The 18,087-nt window shown below is 67.8% G+C and carries 17 protein-coding genes; 9 read left to right on the top strand and 8 right to left on the bottom strand.

What is annotated here, in order from left to right; translation table 11 throughout:
- Positions 1-136: 136 nt before the first annotated feature.
- Genes ACQHI0_RS31855 through ACQHI0_RS31845 form a run of 3 tightly spaced genes read left to right on the top strand, consistent with a single transcriptional unit; the run spans position 137 to position 4,248 of the window.
- A complete protein-coding gene (locus ACQHI0_RS31855; protein ID WP_427905420.1) occupies positions 137-2,176 on the top strand; it encodes an AMP-binding protein in 2,040 nt (679 codons plus the stop codon).
- A gap of 9 nt (positions 2,177-2,185) precedes the next feature.
- Positions 2,186-2,890, top strand: coding sequence for a response regulator transcription factor (locus ACQHI0_RS31850; protein ID WP_427909367.1), 705 nt, complete (start codon positions 2,186-2,188; stop codon positions 2,888-2,890).
- A complete protein-coding gene (locus ACQHI0_RS31845) occupies positions 2,887-4,248 on the top strand; it encodes a HAMP domain-containing sensor histidine kinase (RefSeq protein ID WP_427905419.1) in 1,362 nt (453 codons plus the stop codon). Before ACQHI0_RS31850 ends, ACQHI0_RS31845 begins: the two co-directional genes overlap by 4 nt.
- A 51-nt stretch (positions 4,249-4,299) precedes the next feature.
- Here ACQHI0_RS31845 and ACQHI0_RS31840 read toward each other — a convergent pair whose 3' ends face one another.
- Positions 4,300-4,446, bottom strand: a complete 147-nt coding sequence (locus ACQHI0_RS31840) for a hypothetical protein (protein WP_427905418.1) — start codon at positions 4,444-4,446, stop codon at positions 4,300-4,302.
- A 97-nt stretch (positions 4,447-4,543) separates the two neighbouring features.
- Positions 4,544-5,206: a hypothetical protein gene (locus tag ACQHI0_RS31835; protein WP_427905417.1), complete on the bottom strand. Its 663-nt coding sequence runs from the start codon at positions 5,204-5,206 to the stop codon at positions 4,544-4,546.
- A gap of 278 nt (positions 5,207-5,484) precedes the next feature.
- Here ACQHI0_RS31835 and ACQHI0_RS31830 point away from each other — a divergent pair, with 278 nt between their 5' ends.
- Positions 5,485-6,642, top strand: a complete 1,158-nt coding sequence (locus ACQHI0_RS31830; protein ID WP_427905416.1) for a YhgE/Pip domain-containing protein — start codon at positions 5,485-5,487, stop codon at positions 6,640-6,642.
- A gap of 50 nt (positions 6,643-6,692) precedes the next feature.
- Here ACQHI0_RS31830 and ACQHI0_RS31825 read toward each other — a convergent pair whose 3' ends face one another.
- The 5 genes from ACQHI0_RS31825 to pdxH form a co-directional block, all read right to left on the bottom strand.
- Positions 6,693-7,319 (bottom strand): hypothetical protein, encoded by a 627-nt coding sequence (locus ACQHI0_RS31825; RefSeq protein ID WP_427905415.1) that lies wholly within the window; start codon positions 7,317-7,319, stop codon positions 6,693-6,695.
- A gap of 218 nt (positions 7,320-7,537) precedes the next feature.
- The gene (locus ACQHI0_RS31820) at positions 7,538-7,897 is read right to left on the bottom strand and encodes an FKBP-type peptidyl-prolyl cis-trans isomerase (RefSeq protein ID WP_427905414.1); all 360 of its coding nucleotides are present in this window, start codon (positions 7,895-7,897) and stop codon (positions 7,538-7,540) included.
- Between the two features lie 64 nt (positions 7,898-7,961).
- Complete coding sequence (locus ACQHI0_RS31815; RefSeq protein WP_101464504.1) at positions 7,962-9,275, bottom strand: citrate synthase; 1,314 nt, start codon at positions 9,273-9,275, stop codon at positions 7,962-7,964.
- Positions 9,276-9,533: 258 nt separating this feature from the next.
- Complete coding sequence (locus ACQHI0_RS31810; RefSeq protein WP_427905413.1) at positions 9,534-10,817, bottom strand: MFS transporter; 1,284 nt, start codon at positions 10,815-10,817, stop codon at positions 9,534-9,536.
- Between the two features lie 68 nt (positions 10,818-10,885).
- Complete coding sequence (gene pdxH, locus ACQHI0_RS31805) at positions 10,886-11,578, bottom strand: pyridoxamine 5'-phosphate oxidase (protein WP_427905412.1); 693 nt, start codon at positions 11,576-11,578, stop codon at positions 10,886-10,888.
- Positions 11,579-11,654: 76 nt separating this feature from the next.
- Between pdxH and ACQHI0_RS31800 the strand changes: the two genes are divergently transcribed.
- The gene (locus tag ACQHI0_RS31800; protein WP_427905411.1) at positions 11,655-12,779 is read left to right on the top strand and encodes a citrate synthase 2; all 1,125 of its coding nucleotides are present in this window, start codon (positions 11,655-11,657) and stop codon (positions 12,777-12,779) included.
- 150 nt (positions 12,780-12,929) lie between these two features.
- Positions 12,930-13,799 carry a polysaccharide deacetylase family protein gene (locus tag ACQHI0_RS31795; RefSeq protein WP_427905410.1) on the top strand — a complete coding sequence of 290 codons (870 nt, stop codon included), beginning with the start codon at positions 12,930-12,932 and terminating at the stop codon, positions 13,797-13,799.
- A 43-nt stretch (positions 13,800-13,842) separates the two neighbouring features.
- Here ACQHI0_RS31795 and ACQHI0_RS31790 read toward each other — a convergent pair whose 3' ends face one another.
- Positions 13,843-14,478: a hypothetical protein gene (locus ACQHI0_RS31790; protein ID WP_427905409.1), complete on the bottom strand. Its 636-nt coding sequence runs from the start codon at positions 14,476-14,478 to the stop codon at positions 13,843-13,845.
- 225 nt (positions 14,479-14,703) lie between these two features.
- Between ACQHI0_RS31790 and serC the strand changes: the two genes are divergently transcribed.
- The 3 genes from serC (at position 14,704) to ACQHI0_RS31775 (ending at position 18,082) form a co-directional block, all read left to right on the top strand.
- Positions 14,704-15,825 (top strand): phosphoserine transaminase, encoded by a 1,122-nt coding sequence (serC, locus tag ACQHI0_RS31785; protein WP_427905408.1) that lies wholly within the window; start codon positions 14,704-14,706, stop codon positions 15,823-15,825.
- Between the two features lie 312 nt (positions 15,826-16,137).
- A complete protein-coding gene (gene sepH / locus ACQHI0_RS31780; protein WP_427905407.1) occupies positions 16,138-17,154 on the top strand; it encodes a septation protein SepH in 1,017 nt (338 codons plus the stop codon).
- Between the two features lie 190 nt (positions 17,155-17,344).
- A complete protein-coding gene (locus ACQHI0_RS31775) occupies positions 17,345-18,082 on the top strand; it encodes a DUF6928 family protein (protein ID WP_427905406.1) in 738 nt (245 codons plus the stop codon).
- Positions 18,083-18,087 lie beyond the last annotated feature (5 nt).

Raw genomic sequence — 18,087 nt, 5'->3', positions numbered from 1 at the left:
TCGAGGTCCGCTCGATGACCAGCCTGTTGTAGGCAAAACCAAAGGTCGCGGCACCCCCTCGGGTGTCGCGTGAAGTCTGCCACAATCATCTGGATCTATCGAGCGGGCATCGAAGCGAGGCTAGGGAGTCACGGGGTTGGACACCGAACACGAGTACCGGCCGGTCTATCAGACCAGCCTGGTCGACCCAGCCGACTTCTGGTCCGCCGCAGCTCAGAGCATCGAGTGGGATGTCGAACCGCAGCAGATCGTGGATGCCGCCGACAAGCGGTCGGCCCGGTGGTTCCCGGACGCGCGCCTCAATACTTGTGTGAACGCACTGGACCGCCACGTTCGGGCGGGCACTGTCGACCAGGGTGGACACGCCGATCAACCCGCCCTCATATATGCCTCCGCTATGACGGACACCACCACGATTTACACCTACGCCGAATTGCTCGACATCGTGGCGGAGTTCGCCGGTGCCATGCGCGATCTCGGTGTGGTGGCCGGTGATCGGGTGGTGATCTATCTGCCGATGATCCCCGAAGCGGTGATCGCGATGCTGGCCTGTGCCCGCATCGGCGCGGTGCACTCGGTGGTGTTCGGCGGGTTCGCCGCGCCCGAACTGGCCGCCCGCATCGACGACGCCGAGCCGGTCCTGATCATCACCGCCTCGGGCGGGCTCGAACCCAACCGCCGCATCGAATACCCGCCGATCGTGATGGCCGCGCTCGATCTCGCCGAGACCGCGTCGGTGCGCACGGTGATCGTCAAGCAGCGACCCGAGTTCACGACGATCGAGTTCCCGGCCGCGCTGCCCGCCACCGACGTGCTGCCGTCCTCGGAACAGACCGTCGCGGCCCGCTGGGTCGACTGGGACGCCACGGTCGAGGGCACGGCGCCCGCCGATCCGGTCTCGGTCGCCGCCACCGATCCGCTCTATATCCTCTACACCTCCGGCACCACCGGGAAGCCGAAGGGCGTGGTGCGCGACAACGGCGGACACGCGGTGGCGCTGGCCTGGTCGATGCGCAATATCTACGACGTCGGCCCCGGTCAGGTGTTCTGGGCCGCCTCCGACGTGGGCTGGGTGGTCGGCCACTCCTATATCGTCTACGCGCCCTTGCTGGTCGGCGCGACGACGGTGCTCTACGAGGGCAAGCCCGTCGGCACCCCGGACGCCGGGGCGTTCTGGCGGATCGTCGACGAGCACAACGTGCGGGTGCTGTTCACCGCGCCGACGGCGTTGCGCGCGATCCGCCGCGCCGACCCCGAGGCCACCGCGGCCCATCGCTACGACCTGTCCCGCCTGCGCGCGCTGTTCTGCGCGGGCGAGCGCCTCGACCCGGCCACCTTCGACTGGGCCAGCGACATCCTGCTCGCCGACCACCCCGACACCCCGGTGGTCGATCACTGGTGGCAGACCGAGACCGGGTGGCCCATCTGCGCCGATCCGCTCGGCCTGCAGGAACTGCCGGTCAAGTCCGGTTCGGCGAGTGTGCCGGTGCCCGGTTACCGGCTGCGGGTGCTCGACGCGAACGGCAACGCGGTACCCGCGGGCACCGAGGGCAACATCGTCATCGGGCTACCACTGCCCCCCGGCTGCCTGACCGGGCTGTGGCGGGACCGGGACCGTTTCATCCGCTCGTACCTGTCGGCCTTCCCCGGCCACTACCTGACCGGCGACGCGGGCTACTTCGACGAGGACGGCTACCTCTACGTCCTCGGGCGCAGCGACGACGTGATCAACATCGCCGGGCACCGCCTGTCGGCGGGCAGCATCGAAGCCGCCATCGCCGGGCACGCCGCCGTCGCCGAATGTGCCGTGATCGGCATGCCCGACGAGCTCAAGGGCAGCCTCCCGCTGGCGTATGTGGTGCTCAAACAGGGTGTCGAGATCGACCAGCGGCAGTTGCGCGCCGAGCTCGACGAGCGGGTGCGCAGTCAGATCGGCGCGATCGCCACCCTGCACGACTCGATCATCGTCACCGGCCTGCCGAAGACCCGCTCCGGCAAGATCCTGCGCAAGACGATCCGCCAGCTCACCGCCGGTGAACACGTCGAAACCCCCGCCACCATCGAGGATCCCAACGTCCTCACCGCCCTCGCCGACCGCATCCTCGCCAACCCACCGCTCGGGAACCCGGCGCCGACCCCCGAGCCGAACGGCGACCCGGTCTCCCCTGCCCCGTGACCACCTAAGATCACCAGCGTGACTCCTTCTACCGTGCTCGTCGTCGATGACGACGAGGACGTTCTCGCCTCGGTCGAACGTGGCCTGCGACTGTCCGGGTTCCGCGTGCTCGTCGCGCGCGACGGTGGCGCCGCGCTGCGGGCCGTCGCCGAGCAGGCGCCCGACGCGGTGGTTCTCGACATGAACATGCCCGTCCTCGACGGCGCGGGCGTGGTCACCGCCTTGCGGGCGATGGGCAACGACGTGCCCATCTGCGTGCTGAGCGCCCGTGCCTCGGTAGACGACCGGATCGCGGGCCTGGAGTCGGGCGCCGACGACTATCTGGTGAAGCCGTTCGAGCTGGCCGAACTGGTGGCCAGGATCAAGGCCCTGCTGCGCCGCCGCACCGACACACCCGACCCGGTCGCCCCCGGCGCCCTGACCGTCGGGCCACTGCTTGTCGATGTCGCCGGCTATCGCGCACTACTGCACGGACGCGAAATCGAGCTCACCAAAAGGGAATTCGAATTGCTGTCCACTCTGGCCCGCAATGCCGGTGTGGTGTTGACGCGCGAACGGCTGCTGGAATTGGTGTGGGGTTACGATTTCATAGCCGACACGAATGTGGTGGATGTGTTCGTCGGATACCTGCGCCGGAAACTCGAAATAGATGACACGCCAAGGATTTTGCACACGATTCGCGGGGTGGGTTTCGTACTCCGGGAATCGAAATGATCTCCGCACCTTCCAAACGTCGTCGCAGACAATCGTTTTCGCTCCGGACAAGGGTGGCGGGGGCGGCCGCGGCGGGTGCCGTCATCATCGTCACGATCGCCGCTTTCGTGGGTTTCCAGGCAATCGAACGCAATAATGTCACCCAAACCGATCAGCAACTGGAAATCGCTTCGCGCATCGTGCTGATCGAGCCGGTGCTCGCCACCGGTTTCGTCAATCTGACCGGCCTGCAGAACACGATGGCACTCACGGTGCGCGACGACGGCCAGGTCACCGCGTCGAGCTCGACCCAGCTGCCGGATCTGCCGCCGGGATCGCAGACCGTCGTGCTGCACGACCAGCCCTACCGGGTGCTCACCACGACCGAGAACCAGCCGGCGGGTCGCACTGTCTCCCTGGCGATTCCGACCACCGAGGCGACCAAGGCGACCGACGACCAGCAGCGCTGGGTACTCGCGGGCGCGGCGATCGCGGTGGCGGCCGCGGCGGCGCTCGGCTGGTTGCTCGCCGGGCGCGCGGTCGGCCCGATCGTGAAGCTCACCAGGCAGGTGTCCGCGGTCGGCGAGCCGGGCGATCCCGCGCAACCGGTCGACGGTTCCGGTGTCGACGAGGCGGTGAAGCTGGCCGACGCGGTGAACACCATGCTGGCCCGTGTCGACCAGGCCCAGGCCGAGACCGCCGCCGCGCTCGAAACAGCCCGGGATTTCGCCGCCGTCTCCGCCCACGAACTACGCACGCCCCTCACCGCGCTTCGCACCGATCTCGAGGTCCTGCGCACCCTTGACCTCACCGACGATCAGCGCCGCGAGATCCTCGACGACCTCGCCCGCAACGAGACCAGGGTGGAGACCACCCTGTCCGCGCTGGAGCGCCTCGCCCGCGGCGATCTCACCGCCGAGGCCGACCACGTCCCCACCGATGTCGCCGACCTGTGCGACCAGGCCGCCCACGACGCCATGCGACACAACCCCGGCCTGTCGGTGCGCATCGACACCGACGCCGAACTGGTGACCCGCGGTCTGCCCGCAGGCCTGCGCCTCGCCGTCGACAACGCGCTCACCAATTCGGTCAGACACGGTGGCGCCACTACCGCGGTCGTCTCGGCGCACCGCACGCCGTACGGCCGGATCGTCATCGCCGTCGACGACAACGGCACCGGCGTCGCGCCCGAGGAACGCGAGGCCGTGTTCGCGCGGTTCGCGCGTGGCGCCAACGCCACCAAGGGCGGTTCGGGCCTCGGACTGGCGCTGGTCGCTCAGCAGGCCCAGCTGCACGGCGGGCTCGCGTACTTCGAACAGAGCCCGCTCGGTGGCGCCCGCCTGGTGATCGACCTACCGGTTCGGCCGCCCCGCCAGTAACACGAAAGCCCCGCACCCACGGTGATGGTGGGTGCGGGGCTGACCTCGCTACTACTTGTCGCTCTTGAATGCGTCCTTCACTCTGCCCGCCGCGCGCTCGGCAGCTTCCTTCACGTTGGCCGCTGCCTTCTTCGCTTCCGCCTCGATCTTCTCGGCCTCAGCTTTGGCCTTGGCTTTGACATCGTCGGTGTCAGACATCGAACCTCCACTCTCGTGAGTTCCGCGCCTGATCGGCACGGGGTGAAGACACTCGCGAGACTACCGCACAGTTAACGCCCAGCGACTGAAGCGGAAATCAGGGGAGAACCTGCGGGATCGACTCCGGGATGACCAGCCCGATCACCGCACCGAGCACCGCACCGGTGATCGCGAAGGACACGCCCGAGGTGAACGCGCACAGGAAGTAGCCGATGATGAACGCGGCCAGGCCCGGGATGCACAGGATCGCCGCGGTCAGGAAGCCGATGGTGGCACCGGCGGCCGCGCCGTTCTGGACGGGGTCGTGGTTGCCGGCCTCGGGGTTGGTGGCGATGCTCTTCAGCTCGGCGGTCGTGGCGGCGGAGAGCTGCGGCGCGATCTGCACCGTGCGACCGTCCTCGGAGATCACCGAGGCAAGCGCGATGTTGTTGCCGCCGACGGTGGCCATCGCCAGCGGGAACTCGCTGACCTTGGCGCCGGTGGCGGAGACGACATCGACCTTGGTGGAGTCGGGCGAGAGCACGAAGCGGCCGTTGTCGACGGTCGCGGAGATGGTGCGCAGGTCCGGCGAGACGACGGTCTTGTAGCCGATGCCGTCGGCGACGCCCTCGCCACCGAGCCCGGTCGCGATCTCGGCCTGACGTTCGGCGGTGACCTCGGCGGCCGCGGTGCCCGTGGTGACGAGCGAGGCGGCGACGACGAGCGGCAGTGCGGCGAAGACCGCCCGGCGACCCGCGCGAGTGATGTTGTGGCTGAACATGTTCGGTTCTCCCTCCCGATGCTTCCGAAGAATCCCCGAACCCCCCGGACGAATCGAAAAAATCTCGATGTCGATTGACTCGAGAGTTGTACCGAACCACCACGGGGTAGCGAAACATGTTGTGACACACGGCATAGTTTGAACTGCTAGCTATCAACCGGCGATCGTTCGCCTCCACCGGTCGGCATCCCTGCAGCTACCTGCGATCCGGCCTTCCTCAACGAACTCTCAGACATCTCCCACAGTCGGCGACCGAGTCTGCGGTTACCGTCGCCGATGTGATCGACAAACGCGCCCGTCTGCTCTGCCTTGCCACCGCCCTCGCGCTGGCGGGCGGTGCCGTCGCCTGCACGGGCAAGGATGCCGCACCGACCGGGATCGCGCTCGTCAACGCCGATTCCGGGCCCACCGGTGAACGGGTGGCCAAGGCGGTGCAGGACGCGGGCGGCTACGAATGGACGGTCGCGAAGCCCGGCGAGATCGAGGCGGGCGACTATGCCGCCGTGATCACCCTGCCCGCCGATCTCACCGCGTCGATGGCCACCCTGGCCACCCCGGAACCCAAGCGCGCCAAGGTCACCGTCACCACCCACGACGACGCCGATACGAACACGGTGAACGGCGCGGTCGACGCGGTGACCCACCGGATCGGCGCGTCCGGCGTCGACGCCGCACTCGCCGCCGTCTCGCAGGCGCGCAACCAGATGACCTCCGTCCAATTCACCGCCCAGCTACTCAGCGCGGGCGTGAACGCGGCAGCGGACGGCGCAGGCCAGTTCAGTGGCGGCGCACAGGAGATGCTCGGCTTCCTCGACTACGCGAAAGAGGGCGCGGGCCAACTCACTTCGGCCATCGAGCTGCTGAATCAGACGGTCGACGGCGCGGCCAAACAGGCCAACCAGCTGGCCGACGCGCTCGGCGCCACCGGCGTCACCATCGCGGGCGTGCAGAGCAGTGCGGCCGCCTTGGGCTCTGGCCTCGACCAGATCCTGCCGCTACTGCGAGCCCTCCCCTTCGCGGGCGACCCGCAGCTGGCCGACATCATCACCAAACTCGAAGCACTACGCGGGGTTTCGACTCAGGCAGGCACTCAACTCGACGGGCTCAGCGAATTGACCGGCGCCGCAGTCGATCCCAATACCGACCTCGGGACCCTCCTGCGCACCGTCGTCGCCCGCCTCAACAGCGCCCGCGACCAGCTCACGCAGGGCGCCGAACTGGCCAAGGGTCTGCCCACTCTCGCCGAAGAGGGTGGCGCCCAACTTGTTTCGGCCATCGAACAACTCACCGGTGGCGTAGGCGCTCTGCAGAACATCGTCGGCAACCTCAACACCCAAACCGCCAAGGCCCTCGAAGCCCTCCCCCCACGCGGCCAGTCGCAACAGTCCGCCCTCGCATTGGCACTCACCGACCCCGTGGAAGTCGTTCGGGAGTGAACGCACTGCGGCCCGGTCGATGCCGACCGGGCCGCAACGATTTTCGGAGATCAGGGCAGCACCTGCGGGATGATGTCCGGCGCGGCCACCCCGACCACCGCGCCGATCAACGCGCCGACCAACGCGTTCGGCAGACCCACCAAGCCGACGCACGGCAGGTAGAGGATCATCGTGGTGATCATCGGGATACACACGACGGCGGCGACGATCACGCCGATGCCCGCGCCGACGGCGGCGGCGTTCTGGACCGGGTCGGGGAATTGCGCGGTGGGCGAGGTCGCGATGCTCTTCAGTTCCTCGCTCGCCGCCGCGGTGGGCCGCGGGGTCACCGTCATGCTTCGCCCGTCGGCCGCGATCTCGGTCGCCATGGCGATCACATTGCCGCTGACCGTGGTGAACGAGGTGGGGATCTCGCCGATCGGATCGCCGGTCGCCGACTCGACGATCACCCGGCCCACATCGGGTGCGAGCAGGAACCTGCCCTCGTCGACCGACGCGGAAACGGTCCGCAGATCCGGGGCGACAGTGGTGCGGAACCCCTGCCCCGCGCTCGACAGTCCGGCCGCGTACTGCGTCTGCTGATCGGCCTCCGCCGAGCACACACCGGCCCCGGCGAGCCCCATCGCGACGGGTAGCGCCACCGCCAGCGCACGGCGAACAAGATGGTGTTGGAACATGATCGAGAATCTCCCTCCCGAAACTCCCGAAGAACCCGGCCCCGGGCGAATCGAACAAGTCACTGTCATGGACAACGCATTGGCAACGAATCACGCGGGAGCGCAAGCTCCGTCATACGCGGGGCACATTACCCCGCGCCGAGAGGCCGGGAGTCTTTACCCCTGAAACAGCGACGGCCCGTACCTCCGTGCGGAGGTACGGGCCGGGAAAGCTGAGATCAGCTCGCGTTGAGCAGGTCGATCACGAAGACCAGGGTCTTGCCCGACAGCGCGTGGCCCGAACCGGCGGAGCCGTAGGCGAGCTCCGGCGGGATGGTCAGCTGACGACGGCCGCCGACCTTCATGCCGGGAATGCCGTCCTGCCAGCCCTGGATCAGGCCGCGCAGCGGGAAGGTGATGGATTCGCCGCGATCCCAGGAGGAGTCGAACTGCTCACCGTTGTCGAACTCGACGCCGACGTAGTGCACCTCGACGGTGCCACCGGCCACCGCTTCCTTGCCTTCGCCCTCGATGAGGTCGGTGATGACGAGCTCGGTGGGCGCGGGGCCCTCCTGGAAATCGATCTCCGGCTTGGTCATGCGGGCTATCCCCTTCGATAGATTGCTTTACCCAACAAAAGTGTCCAACAACAGCCGATTGAAACTAGCGGTTGTCGATCGCACGATAGTCGCGTTCGCCGTAACCGGTGTAGATCTGGCGCGGGCGGCCGATCTTGAGCGGCTCGGAGTGCATCTCACGCCAGTGCGCGATCCAGCCCGGCAGCCGGCCCATCGCGAACAGCACGGTGAACATGCGGGTCGGGAAGCCCATGGCCCGGTAGATGACGCCGGTGTAGAAGTCGACGTTCGGGTACAGGCGACGCGACACGAAGTAGTCGTCGGTGAGGGCGGCCTCTTCGAGCTGCTTGGCGATGTCGAGCAGCTGGTCGTCGCCGCCGATCTTCGACAGGATCTTGTCGGCGGCCTGCTTGACCAGCGTCGCGCGCGGGTCGTAGTTGCGGTAGACGCGGTGCCCGAAGCCCATGAGCTTCACGCCGTCTTCCTTGTTCTTGACCTTGCGGATGAATTCCTTGACGTCGCCGCCGTTGGCCTTGATCTCGTCGAGCATCTCGAGCACGGCCTGGTTGGCGCCGCCGTGCAGCGGGCCCCACAGCGCGTTGATGCCACCGGATACCGAGGTGAACAGGTTGGCGTCGGAGGAGCCGACGAGGCGCACGGTCGAGGTGGAGCAGTTCTGCTCGTGGTCGGCGTGCAGGATCAGCAGCATGTCGAGCGCGGCGGCGACCTCGGGGTCGACCTCATACGGCTCGGCGGGGAACCCGAAGGTCATCCGCAGGAAGTTCTCGACCAGCGACAGCGAGTTGTCGGGGTAGAGGAACGGCTGGCCGACCGACTTCTTGTACGAGTAGGCCGCGATGGTCGGCAGCTTCGCCAGCAGGCGGATGGTCGACAGCTCGACCTGCTCGGGATCGCGCGGGTCCAGCGAGTCCTGGTAGTACGCCGACAGCGCGTTCACCGCGGACGACAGCACCGGCATGGGGTGCGCGTTGCGCGGGAAGCCGTCGAAGAACCGCTTCAGGTCCTCGTGCAGCAGGGTGTGGCGACGGATGCGATCGGTGAAATCGTCGAGCTGGGCCTGGGTCGGCAGCTCGCCGTAGATGAGCAGGTAGCTGACCTCGATGAAGGTCGAGCGGCCCGCCAGCTGGTCGATCGGGTAGCCGCGGTAGCGCAGGATGCCCGCTTCACCGTCGATGTAGGTGATCGCCGACTTGGTCGACGCGGTGTTCATGAAACCGGGGTCATAGGTGACGTAACCGGTGCTGGCCAGCAGCTTGCCCAAGTCGAGCCCGTCGTTACCCTCCGCGGCCTTGGTGACCGAGATCGGGAACTCGCCACCGGGGTACTGGAGTACCGCCTTGGCGTCTTCGGTGACGTTGGTGATGTTCTCAGCGGGCACGGAAGGATCCCTCTCAGGCTAGAACCGTAGGCACCGATGCGGTCGGCACAGGTGCACTTGCGCTAACGCTAGCTGTTGTTCGGACAGGGCAAGCAATCAGGGTTGTCCTGTCCGGTTCTCACACCGGCCGCGTGCGGCGGTGAGGTCGATGCGGGGCCGGGGACCTGCGCCGATCCCCTTTTCCGTACCTGTACCCAGCCTGCCCGCGACGGCGCTGTCGCGAACGGAATCGGTGCTCGAATCCGATTGCCGCACAACTCAATTCGCTGCCGGCGCGGAGTGTGCGCGAGCTACTCGGTAACGCACGAAGGCGGGGAAGGCCAGCGCGGCGAGCACCACGCCGAGCACCACCAGCACGCCGCCACCGGCGGCAGCTACAGCAGTACCCATGCTCGCCGCCGCGAAACCGTGGGCAACATCACCGATCCGCGGCCCACCTGCGACGACCACGATGAACACGCCCTGCAAACGCCCGCGCATCTCGTCGGTGGACACATTGAGCAACATAGCCGTGCGAAAGGCTGCCGAGACCATGTCGGCCGCGCCGCCGAGCGCCAGGAACACCACCGCGATCGCCAGCCACACGCCAAGCCCGAACCACCGCCCGGCCAACCCCACCGCCAGGCCGAACCCGACCATCGTCACGCCCCAGATCGCGATGCACACGAGCACCGCCAGCCCCTGCCTGCGCACGCGCGGAATCCACCCGGAGAACACCCCGCCCAGCACCGACCCGACCGCCATCGCCGCGAACAGCAGGCCGAGGGCCACGCCGCCTTCGGCCGGATCGTGGAAGGTCTCATGCGCGATCTGCGGATACAGCGCGCGGGCAAGGCCGAACACCATGGCGATCAGGTCGACGACGAACGAGGCGAGCAGGATGCGCTGCCCAGCGAGGTAGCGGAAGCCGTCGAGCACGGTGCGCAGCCCGGCCCGGCGCTGCGCACCGGTCGGCGGGAAGGCGGGCAACTGCCAGACCGCCCACAGCGTCGCGAGCAGGGCGATCGCGTCGATCAGATACAGCGTGGACAGCCCGATCACCGGAATGAGCAGCCCGGCCAGCACCGGTCCCGCGATCGCGCCGACGTGGAACACGGTCATGCTCAGCGAACTGGCCGAGGCCATCTGCTCCGGCGGCAGCAACCGGGCGACCAGGGCGCTACGGGTGGGCTGATTGACCGCGAAGAACGCCTGCTGAATCGCGAAAAGCCCGAGAACGACCCACACATTGTTCACCCCGAGCGCGGCCTGCACCCAGAACGCGACAGTGGTCAGACCCGTACCTGCCGTCGTGATGACGAGCAGGGTCCGCCGATCCATCACATCGGCGAGCGCGCCGCCCCACAGCCCGAACACCACCAGCGGAACCAGACCGAAGAGACCGGCCAAGCCGACGTAACCGGAACTGCCGGTGATCTGGAAGATCTGCTGCGGCACCGCGACCACCGAGAGCTGCGCGCCGATGACGGTGACGATATTGGTCGTCCAGAGTCTGCGATAGTCGCGATTGCGCAGTGGTTCGGTGTCGGCGAGCAGCTTCACTCACCGCAGATTAGCCACATCCGTGTGGTCATCCCATGTTTGGGCGCGGTGAGATAGCCCACCACCCGTTACGGCTGCAAGCGTTCGACCAGTGTGTTCGGCCCGTCGATCCGAACCACGATGCGGTTGTGCAGCCTGCCGTGCCTGCCCTGCCAGAACTCCACCTCGTCGGGGCGCAGCAAGTAGCCGCCCCAGAACGGGGGCACCGGAATGTCGTCGACATCGGCGAACCGGGCCGTCGTCTCGGCCAGCACGCGATCCAGTTCGGCCCGCGAGGCCACCGGCCGCGACTGCTGCGAAGCCCACGCGCCCAGCCGCGATTCCCGCGGCCGCGCCGCCCAGTAAGCCGCGGTCACGTCGGCGGACACCCGCTCGGTCACCCCGCGCACATGCACCTGTCTGGCGAGCGCGGGCCAGACGAAACTCGCCGCCGCGTACGGATCGGCGGCGAGCTGGGCGCCCTTGGCCGAGTCGTAGTTCGTATAGAAGGTGACGCCGTCGGGCGAGAGTCCCTTGCACAGGACCGTGCGCGCCACCGGTCGCGGCGCCGGGCCCGTGAGCGAGACGGTTGCCAGCACCATCGCGTTCGGTTCGGCGACTCCTCGGCTACGCGCGTGCTCGATCCAATTGCGCAGCAACGGTTCCCAGCCACCCGCCACCCAGGTCTCGTCGAGATCGGTTTCATCAGCGGGAACGGAGAGCGGATTGCCGTAATCGACGCGCATCGCGGCGAGGTCTGCCACGCGGTCTTGGTCACGCATAGGGCTGAGATTACCCGCTGGCAAGTTCGGGTCTAGGGTTGCGAAAGATCGCCATGCCCCTGCAAGGAGAGTCACCATGACTGCCAGCTCGGTACCACAGGATTTCGTCAGCGGATTGGAAGGCGTGGTGGCCTTCACCACCGACATCGCCGAGCCGGACAAGGACGGTGGCGCCCTGCGATATCGGGGCGTCGACATCCAGGATCTGGTCACCGACCAGGTGACTTTCGGCGACGTGTGGGCCCTGCTGGTCGACGGTGAGTTCGGTCGCGGGCTGCCACCGGCCGAGCCGTTCCCGCTGCCGGTGCACACCGGTGACGTGCGCGTCGACGTGCAGGCGGGCCTGGCCATGCTCGCCCCGATCTGGGGCTACGAGCCGCTGCTCGACATCGACGACGAGACCGCCCGCGAGAACCTCGCCCGCGCCTCGGTGATGGCGCTGTCGTACGTGGCGCAGTCCGCGCGCGGCATCTATCAGCCCGCCGTTCCACAGCGCAAGATCGACGAGTGCGACACCGTCACCGAGCGGTTCATGACCCGCTGGAAGGGTGACCCCGACCCGCGCCACACCGAGGCGATCGACGCCTACTGGGTGTCGGCGGCCGAGCACGGCATGAACGCCTCCACCTTCACCGCCCGCGTCATCGCCTCCACCGGCGCCGACGTGGCGGCCTCGCTGTCCGGCGCGATCGGCGCCATGTCCGGCCCGCTGCACGGTGGCGCGCCCGCCCGCGTGCTCCCGATGATCGAGGCCGTCGAAAAGTCCGGTGACGCACGGGCATTGGTCAAGGGCATCCTTGACCGCAAAGAGAAGCTGATGGGCTTCGGCCACCGCGTCTACCGCGCCGAGGACCCCCGCGCCCGCGTGCTCCGGGCCACCGCCCAGCGCCTCGACGCCCCCCGCTTCGAGGTGGCCGCCGCACTCGAGCAGGCCGCGCTGGCCGAGCTGCGCGAACGTCGTCCGGATCGCGCCATCGAGACCAACGTCGAGTTCTGGGCCGCGGTCATCCTCGACTTCGCCGAGGTCCCGGCCCACATGATGCCCGCGATGTTCACCTGCGGCCGGACCGCCGGTTGGTGTGCCCACATCCTCGAGCAGAAGCAGCTGGGCAAGCTCGTCCGCCCCGCCGCCATCTACACCGGCCCCGGCCCCCGTACACCGGCCGAGGTTCCGGGCTGGTCCACCATCACGCAGCACTGAGTCGTCGAACCGGGTGCCGGATCACCCGGCATCCGGTTCACTCTCAGCTAATTACCGCCTCTCATGATTGACCTGGTGGTACGCGTCCAGCGCGCTCATGGGCCGAATCCGCGATAGCATCCCAGCGAACATTTTCGCGAGGGGTGGCTTGTGGACAGCAATGGTTTGTCGCGGCGTCGTCTGCTCACTGTCGGTGCCGCTCTCACTGCCGGGCTGACAACGGGATGCGCTGTCGCACAAGGTGATTCGATCGGGACGGGTCACACCCTTGCGGAGCCCGTCGCCCCGGTGAACGCGCAGCCGCTCGCCACCGGGGAGGCGGTGTCGATACCGTTCCCCGCGCAGGTCGCTGCCCGGCACGCGGGCGCAGTGCCCCAGCAGTGGGGTGTCGATCTGGCGGGCATCACCAGCAGCTTCCCCGCCCATGGCAAACAGTTCGCGCTCACCTTCGACGCGTGCGGCGGGCACGGGAACAGCGCCATCGACCAGCCACTGATCGACTTCCTGATCGCCGAGCAGATCCCGGCCACCTTGTTCCTCAACAAGCGGTGGGTCGACGCCGATCCGGCTCGGGTGCAGCTACTCGGCGCGAATCCGCTGTTCGAGCTGGCCAACCACGGTTCCGCGCACAAGCCGCTCTCCGTATCCGGACGTTCCGCCTACCGGATCGCCGGCACGGGTTCGGCCGAGGAAGCCGCCTACGAGGTGTGGGACAACCATCAGCGCATCACCGAACTCACCGGCCGCGCACCGCGCTTCTTTCGTACCGGCACCGCCCACTACGACGAGGTGGCGGTCGCCATCGTCAACGAATTGGGCGAGACGCCACTGGGTTTCACCGTGAATGCCGACTTCGGCGCCACAGCTTCCCCGGGCCAGGTCCAGCGCGCGATGAGCGCCGCCGCCCCCGGTGGGATCGCCCTCGCGCACATGCACCGGCCCGGCTCCGGCACCGCCGCGGGCATGGCGGCCGCGCTGCCCGCGCTACGCGCCGCGGGCTACACCTTCGTTCACCTCTGACACCGGCCGACCGGGCAAGGACCTCGATCCGGCAGCAGCCGCTTCAGGACAGTGCGGCGAAATCGATCGCGACGGAATCTCCACGGTCGACGGTGAAGAAGGCTGCCGCGAGACGAGTGCCCAATTCGATCTGCCCGACCGCCGCCAACGGCACCGGCTGGATCAGGCGCACCCGCCACGGCGACGGCTCGTCCCAGGCCCGCAGTTCCAGGTCCAAGCGCAGCACCGGATCCTCGCGCCCCGTGTAATCGGCCGCGACCGGCGCCACCGCGAGGACCGTCGCCTCGGCCCGGCGCCCGTTGGCCAGGATCTTGGCGGCCGAGCGGCGGCCCGCTACCGGTGTCTCTGGCACGAATAATGCCACCCGTTCCCGATCTCCCGGATCGACACGACAGCCGACGAGGTCGCCGGGACACATGCATTCCAGATCCTGGCTACGCACCCGCTGCCGCACCCGCGCGTCATAGGCCAGCTCACCGGGCAGCTTCACCCGCACCGAGAACCGATATCCACCCTCTCCGCGCCGGGTTCGCACCGACAGCACGGTCGCGGTCGCGGACAACCCCCTGAGCAGCAATTCCCGCCGCCCACTTTCAGACAGCAATCCCGGCCGCCGCCCGAACGCCCACACCCACCGGTCGAGCATCGTCCGCCCGGTGTCGACCGCAACAAGGCTCATGGCGAGAGACTAATGCCAACCCTGTTCCCACAGGGGCAAATTCCCCGCACTCCGCGCCACACCCAGCCCACCCATCACCGCCGACCGTACAGATCCCACAACCCACCGACCGCTACCCAGCGCTGGTTCCCCATTTTCCCCACGCCACCACCGACCCCGAGTGTCCCGCCTCACACCGCCACCCACCCCGACGACCACGATCCCCGCACCACTAAACTCGCCCCCATGACCAGTGCGTTCCCGACCATTCCCGCCGACCTCTTGCCCGCCGACGGACGGTTCGGCTGCGGTCCGTCCAAGGTCCGTCCGGAGCAGCTGCAGTCCCTGGTGTCTGTCGGCGCCTCGGTCTTCGGCACCTCGCATCGCCAGAAGCCGGTCAAGGACGTGGTCGCCCGCGTTCGCAACGGCCTGCGTGCGCTGTTCTCCCTGCCCGACGGCTACGAGGTCGTGCTCGGCAACGGTGGCACTACCGCGTTCTGGGATGCCGCCGCCTTCGGCCTGATCCGCGAGCGTTCGCTGCACCTGACCAACGGCGAGTTCTCCTCGAAGTTCGCCTCGGTGGCCAAGGGCAACCCCTTCATCGGTGACCCGATCGTCGTCAAGGCCGAGCCGGGTAGCGCGCCCGAGCCCGTGTCGGACCCTTCGGTCGACCTCATCGGCTGGGCCCAGAACGAGACCTCCACCGGTGTGTCCATCCCCGTCTCGCGTCCGGTCGGTTCGGAGAACGCTCTCATCGCCATCGACGCCACCTCGGGTGCGGGCGGTCTGCCGGTGAACATCGCCGACTCCGACGTGTACTACTTCGCCCCGCAGAAGTGCTTCGCCGCCGACGGTGGCCTGTGGATCGCGATCATGAGCCCGGCCGCGCTGGCCCGTGTCGCCGAGATCAAGGAATCGGGTCGCTGGACCCCGGAGTTCCTTTCGCTGCCGATCGCGGTCGACAACTCCTCCAAGGACCAGACCTACAACACCCCGGCGCTGGCCACCCTGCTGCTGTTCGCCGACCAGATCGAGTGGATGAACGCCAACGGCGGCCTCGACTGGACCGTGAAGCGCACCCTGGATTCGTCCTCGCGGCTGTACTCGTGGGCCGAGTCGAGCTCCTTCGCCACCCCGTACGTCACCGATCCGGCGCACCGCTCGCAGGTCGTCGGCACCATCGACTTCGACGACGCGGTCGACGCGGCCCAGGTCGCCAAGATCCTGCGCGCCAACGGCATCGTCGACACCGAGCCCTACCGCAAGCTGGGCCGTAACCAGCTGCGTGTCGGCATGTTCCCGGCGATCGACCCGGAAGATGTTTCGCAGCTGACCCGTTCGATCGACTGGGTCGTCGGCCAGCTCTGAGATAAGACCGCGATAGGGCCGGTGCCCGGTGAACCCATTCGGTTCGCCGGGCACCGGCCCTTCTTGCTTTCAGTGCACACATTCGCAATATTCGCCGGGTTTCGGCAGATCTCGGTACCGAGATTTGATGTTGATCTATCACCAAAACGCCTGTACACAAGCGGAATTCGTGCGGTGAGCCGCTCAGATTAGCCCCCTGGGCAGCCCTGGCGTGCGATTTAAGTCGTGCGTGTCTGCTGCCGCGGCCAAGTAATGTGCACTACTGTCAAGGAAAGTGGGCGGTGTCGTAGCCGACGCGATAGGGAGGTAACGGTGCGTGAACTTCGAGTGATCGGGGTGACGCCCGACTCCACCCACATCGTGTGCAGCGACACCGAGTCCGGTACCAAGTTCCGGTTGCCCGCCGATGACAAGCTCCGCGCCGCGGCGCGCGGCGACCTCGCACGATTCGGCCAGATCGAGATCGAAACGGAGGCGACTATGCGTCCTCGCGATATCCAGGCCCGTATTCGCGCTGGAGCGTCCGTCGAGCAGGTCACGGCAGAGTCCGGTATGCCGGAATCCAAAGTCGAACGATTCGCCTATCCCGTCCTGCTCGAGCGTGCGCGCGCCGCCGAATTGGCGCAGAAGGCGCATCCGGTGCGCCCCGACGGCCCCTCGGTCGAAACGCTGCACGAGATCGTCACCGCGGCCTTCGCCGAGCGCGGACACACCATCGAGCAGGCCGAGTGGGACGCCTGGAAAGACGAAAAGGGTTTCTGGGTCGCCCAATTGCAGTGGCGGCACGGACACTCCGAGATCGCGGCGCACTGGCGCTACCAGCCCGACGCGCACGGCGGTTCGGTGTCTCCCCTCGACGATCCGGCCAACGACCTGATCGATCCCGACTTCGGCCGCGCGCTGCGTGGGCTGGCGACGATCCTGCCCACGCCGGTTCCGGCCGCCTCGCCGGTGCTCGAACCGCCGACCCCGGTGGAGCCGCGCCCGCGCGAGCAGATCGCCGCGCCCGCCGCCCGCCCGCAGAGCCGTCCGGCGCCCAATGTGGACGAGTACTACGAGCAGCGTCAGGTAGCGGCAGGCGGTGGGACGGCGGCGATTCCGGCCGCGCCCATCCCCGCGGCACCGATCCCCGCCGCCACTCCGAAGCCCGCTGCGCCGATTCCTGCTGCTCCCACTGCGCCTAGTCAGCCTGCGGCGCAACAAGAGAAGCCCGCTGAGGAGCCGGCGGTCGAGAAGCCCGCACCGAAACCAGCGCGCACGAAGCGCGGCAAGGCTCCCATGCCTTCGTGGGAAGACGTCCTGTTGGGCGTCCGCAGCTCCGGCAACTAGGCGCACCGAGATGGCGCGAGTACGCGGGTAACTCACCGGGTACGAGCTGGCACCTCGCCGCTGGAGACCGTCGGCCACCGACATGACGAAACTTCCGACTGGGCCTGGCCTTGATCCACGTAAGTGGCGGATCAGTTGCCCATGTTCTTGCGAGATCGGTTGATTCGGTCCGAATGGGAGGTGGTGACTCATGTCGGCAGCTTCAACGCTCTGGTATGTCGATACGGCCGATCCAGTTGCGGTGCTGCGGGGGAAGGTCGAGTCAGATCCCGTTGCGGCGGCCGCGCTGGCCGGGCAGTTGTACGAGGACCACGATGTTCGCCCGCACATGGTCGGGACGCTGGGTGGGTGCGCGGCGCCGGATCGGGATGAGGTCTATATCGGGTGTTATCCCGGGTTGACCGTGGTGTGCACGGCCGAGGCCGCGCTGGTCCACCCGACGAAGCTGCCCGATCTGCTGGTGCGCCCGCTCGCGTCCGAGCACACGTTTCTCGTGTCCTACGACCAGAAACCGCACTGGGGCGCGTTCGCGCATTGGGAGCGCGGCGAATTCCGGCGGTCGTTCAGTTCTACCCGGGCGGACATTCTCGAGAACGAGGGGCTCCCGATGGTGTGGGAGCGGACGTTCTGGGCCGGTGAACACCCCGTCCCGTGGCACGGCGAGGACCGTCCCGAACCGCAGTCGCTGCCGTTCGATCCTCCCGATTTCGCCGACGCCGCCAATGCCGAATGGCTCGGTTTCCGCTACCTGACTCCGGCCGGGCCCGGCCTGCTCGCCCCCGGTGATCTCGCGGTCTGCGGTTTCACGCTGTATCCGAAAGGCCAGGCGCCGGAACAGAAGCACGCGCTGATGGGGCGACCAGGTGCGGCGACGCGGCGCAAGCGTGGCCTCTTCGGCTGGCTGCGCGGCGCCGACCGGGTGCTGTGACCGCC

Source organism: Nocardia sp. FBN12, from assembly GCF_050320175.1.
GTDB lineage: Bacteria > Actinomycetota > Actinomycetes > Mycobacteriales > Mycobacteriaceae > Nocardia.
This window is presented reverse-complemented; position numbering and strand designations above follow the sequence as displayed.

Coding starts and splice junctions, on each gene's coding strand:
- ACQHI0_RS31845 (WP_427905419.1), top strand. CDS start 2,887: ATGATCTCCGCACCTTCCAAACGTCGTCGCAGACAATCGTTTTCGCTC.
- ACQHI0_RS31840 (WP_427905418.1), bottom strand. CDS start 4,446: ATGTCTGACACCGACGATGTCAAAGCCAAGGCCAAAGCTGAGGCCGAG.
- ACQHI0_RS31835 (WP_427905417.1), bottom strand. CDS start 5,206: ATGTTCAGCCACAACATCACTCGCGCGGGTCGCCGGGCGGTCTTCGCC.
- ACQHI0_RS31825 (WP_427905415.1), bottom strand. CDS start 7,319: ATGTTCCAACACCATCTTGTTCGCCGTGCGCTGGCGGTGGCGCTACCC.
- ACQHI0_RS31820 (WP_427905414.1), bottom strand. CDS start 7,897: ATGACCAAGCCGGAGATCGATTTCCAGGAGGGCCCCGCGCCCACCGAG.
- pdxH (WP_427905412.1), bottom strand. CDS start 11,578: ATGCGTGACCAAGACCGCGTGGCAGACCTCGCCGCGATGCGCGTCGAT.
- ACQHI0_RS31800 (WP_427905411.1), top strand. CDS start 11,655: ATGACTGCCAGCTCGGTACCACAGGATTTCGTCAGCGGATTGGAAGGC.
- ACQHI0_RS31790 (WP_427905409.1), bottom strand. CDS start 14,478: ATGAGCCTTGTTGCGGTCGACACCGGGCGGACGATGCTCGACCGGTGG.
- serC (WP_427905408.1), top strand. CDS start 14,704: ATGACCAGTGCGTTCCCGACCATTCCCGCCGACCTCTTGCCCGCCGAC.
- ACQHI0_RS31775 (WP_427905406.1), top strand. CDS start 17,345: ATGTCGGCAGCTTCAACGCTCTGGTATGTCGATACGGCCGATCCAGTT.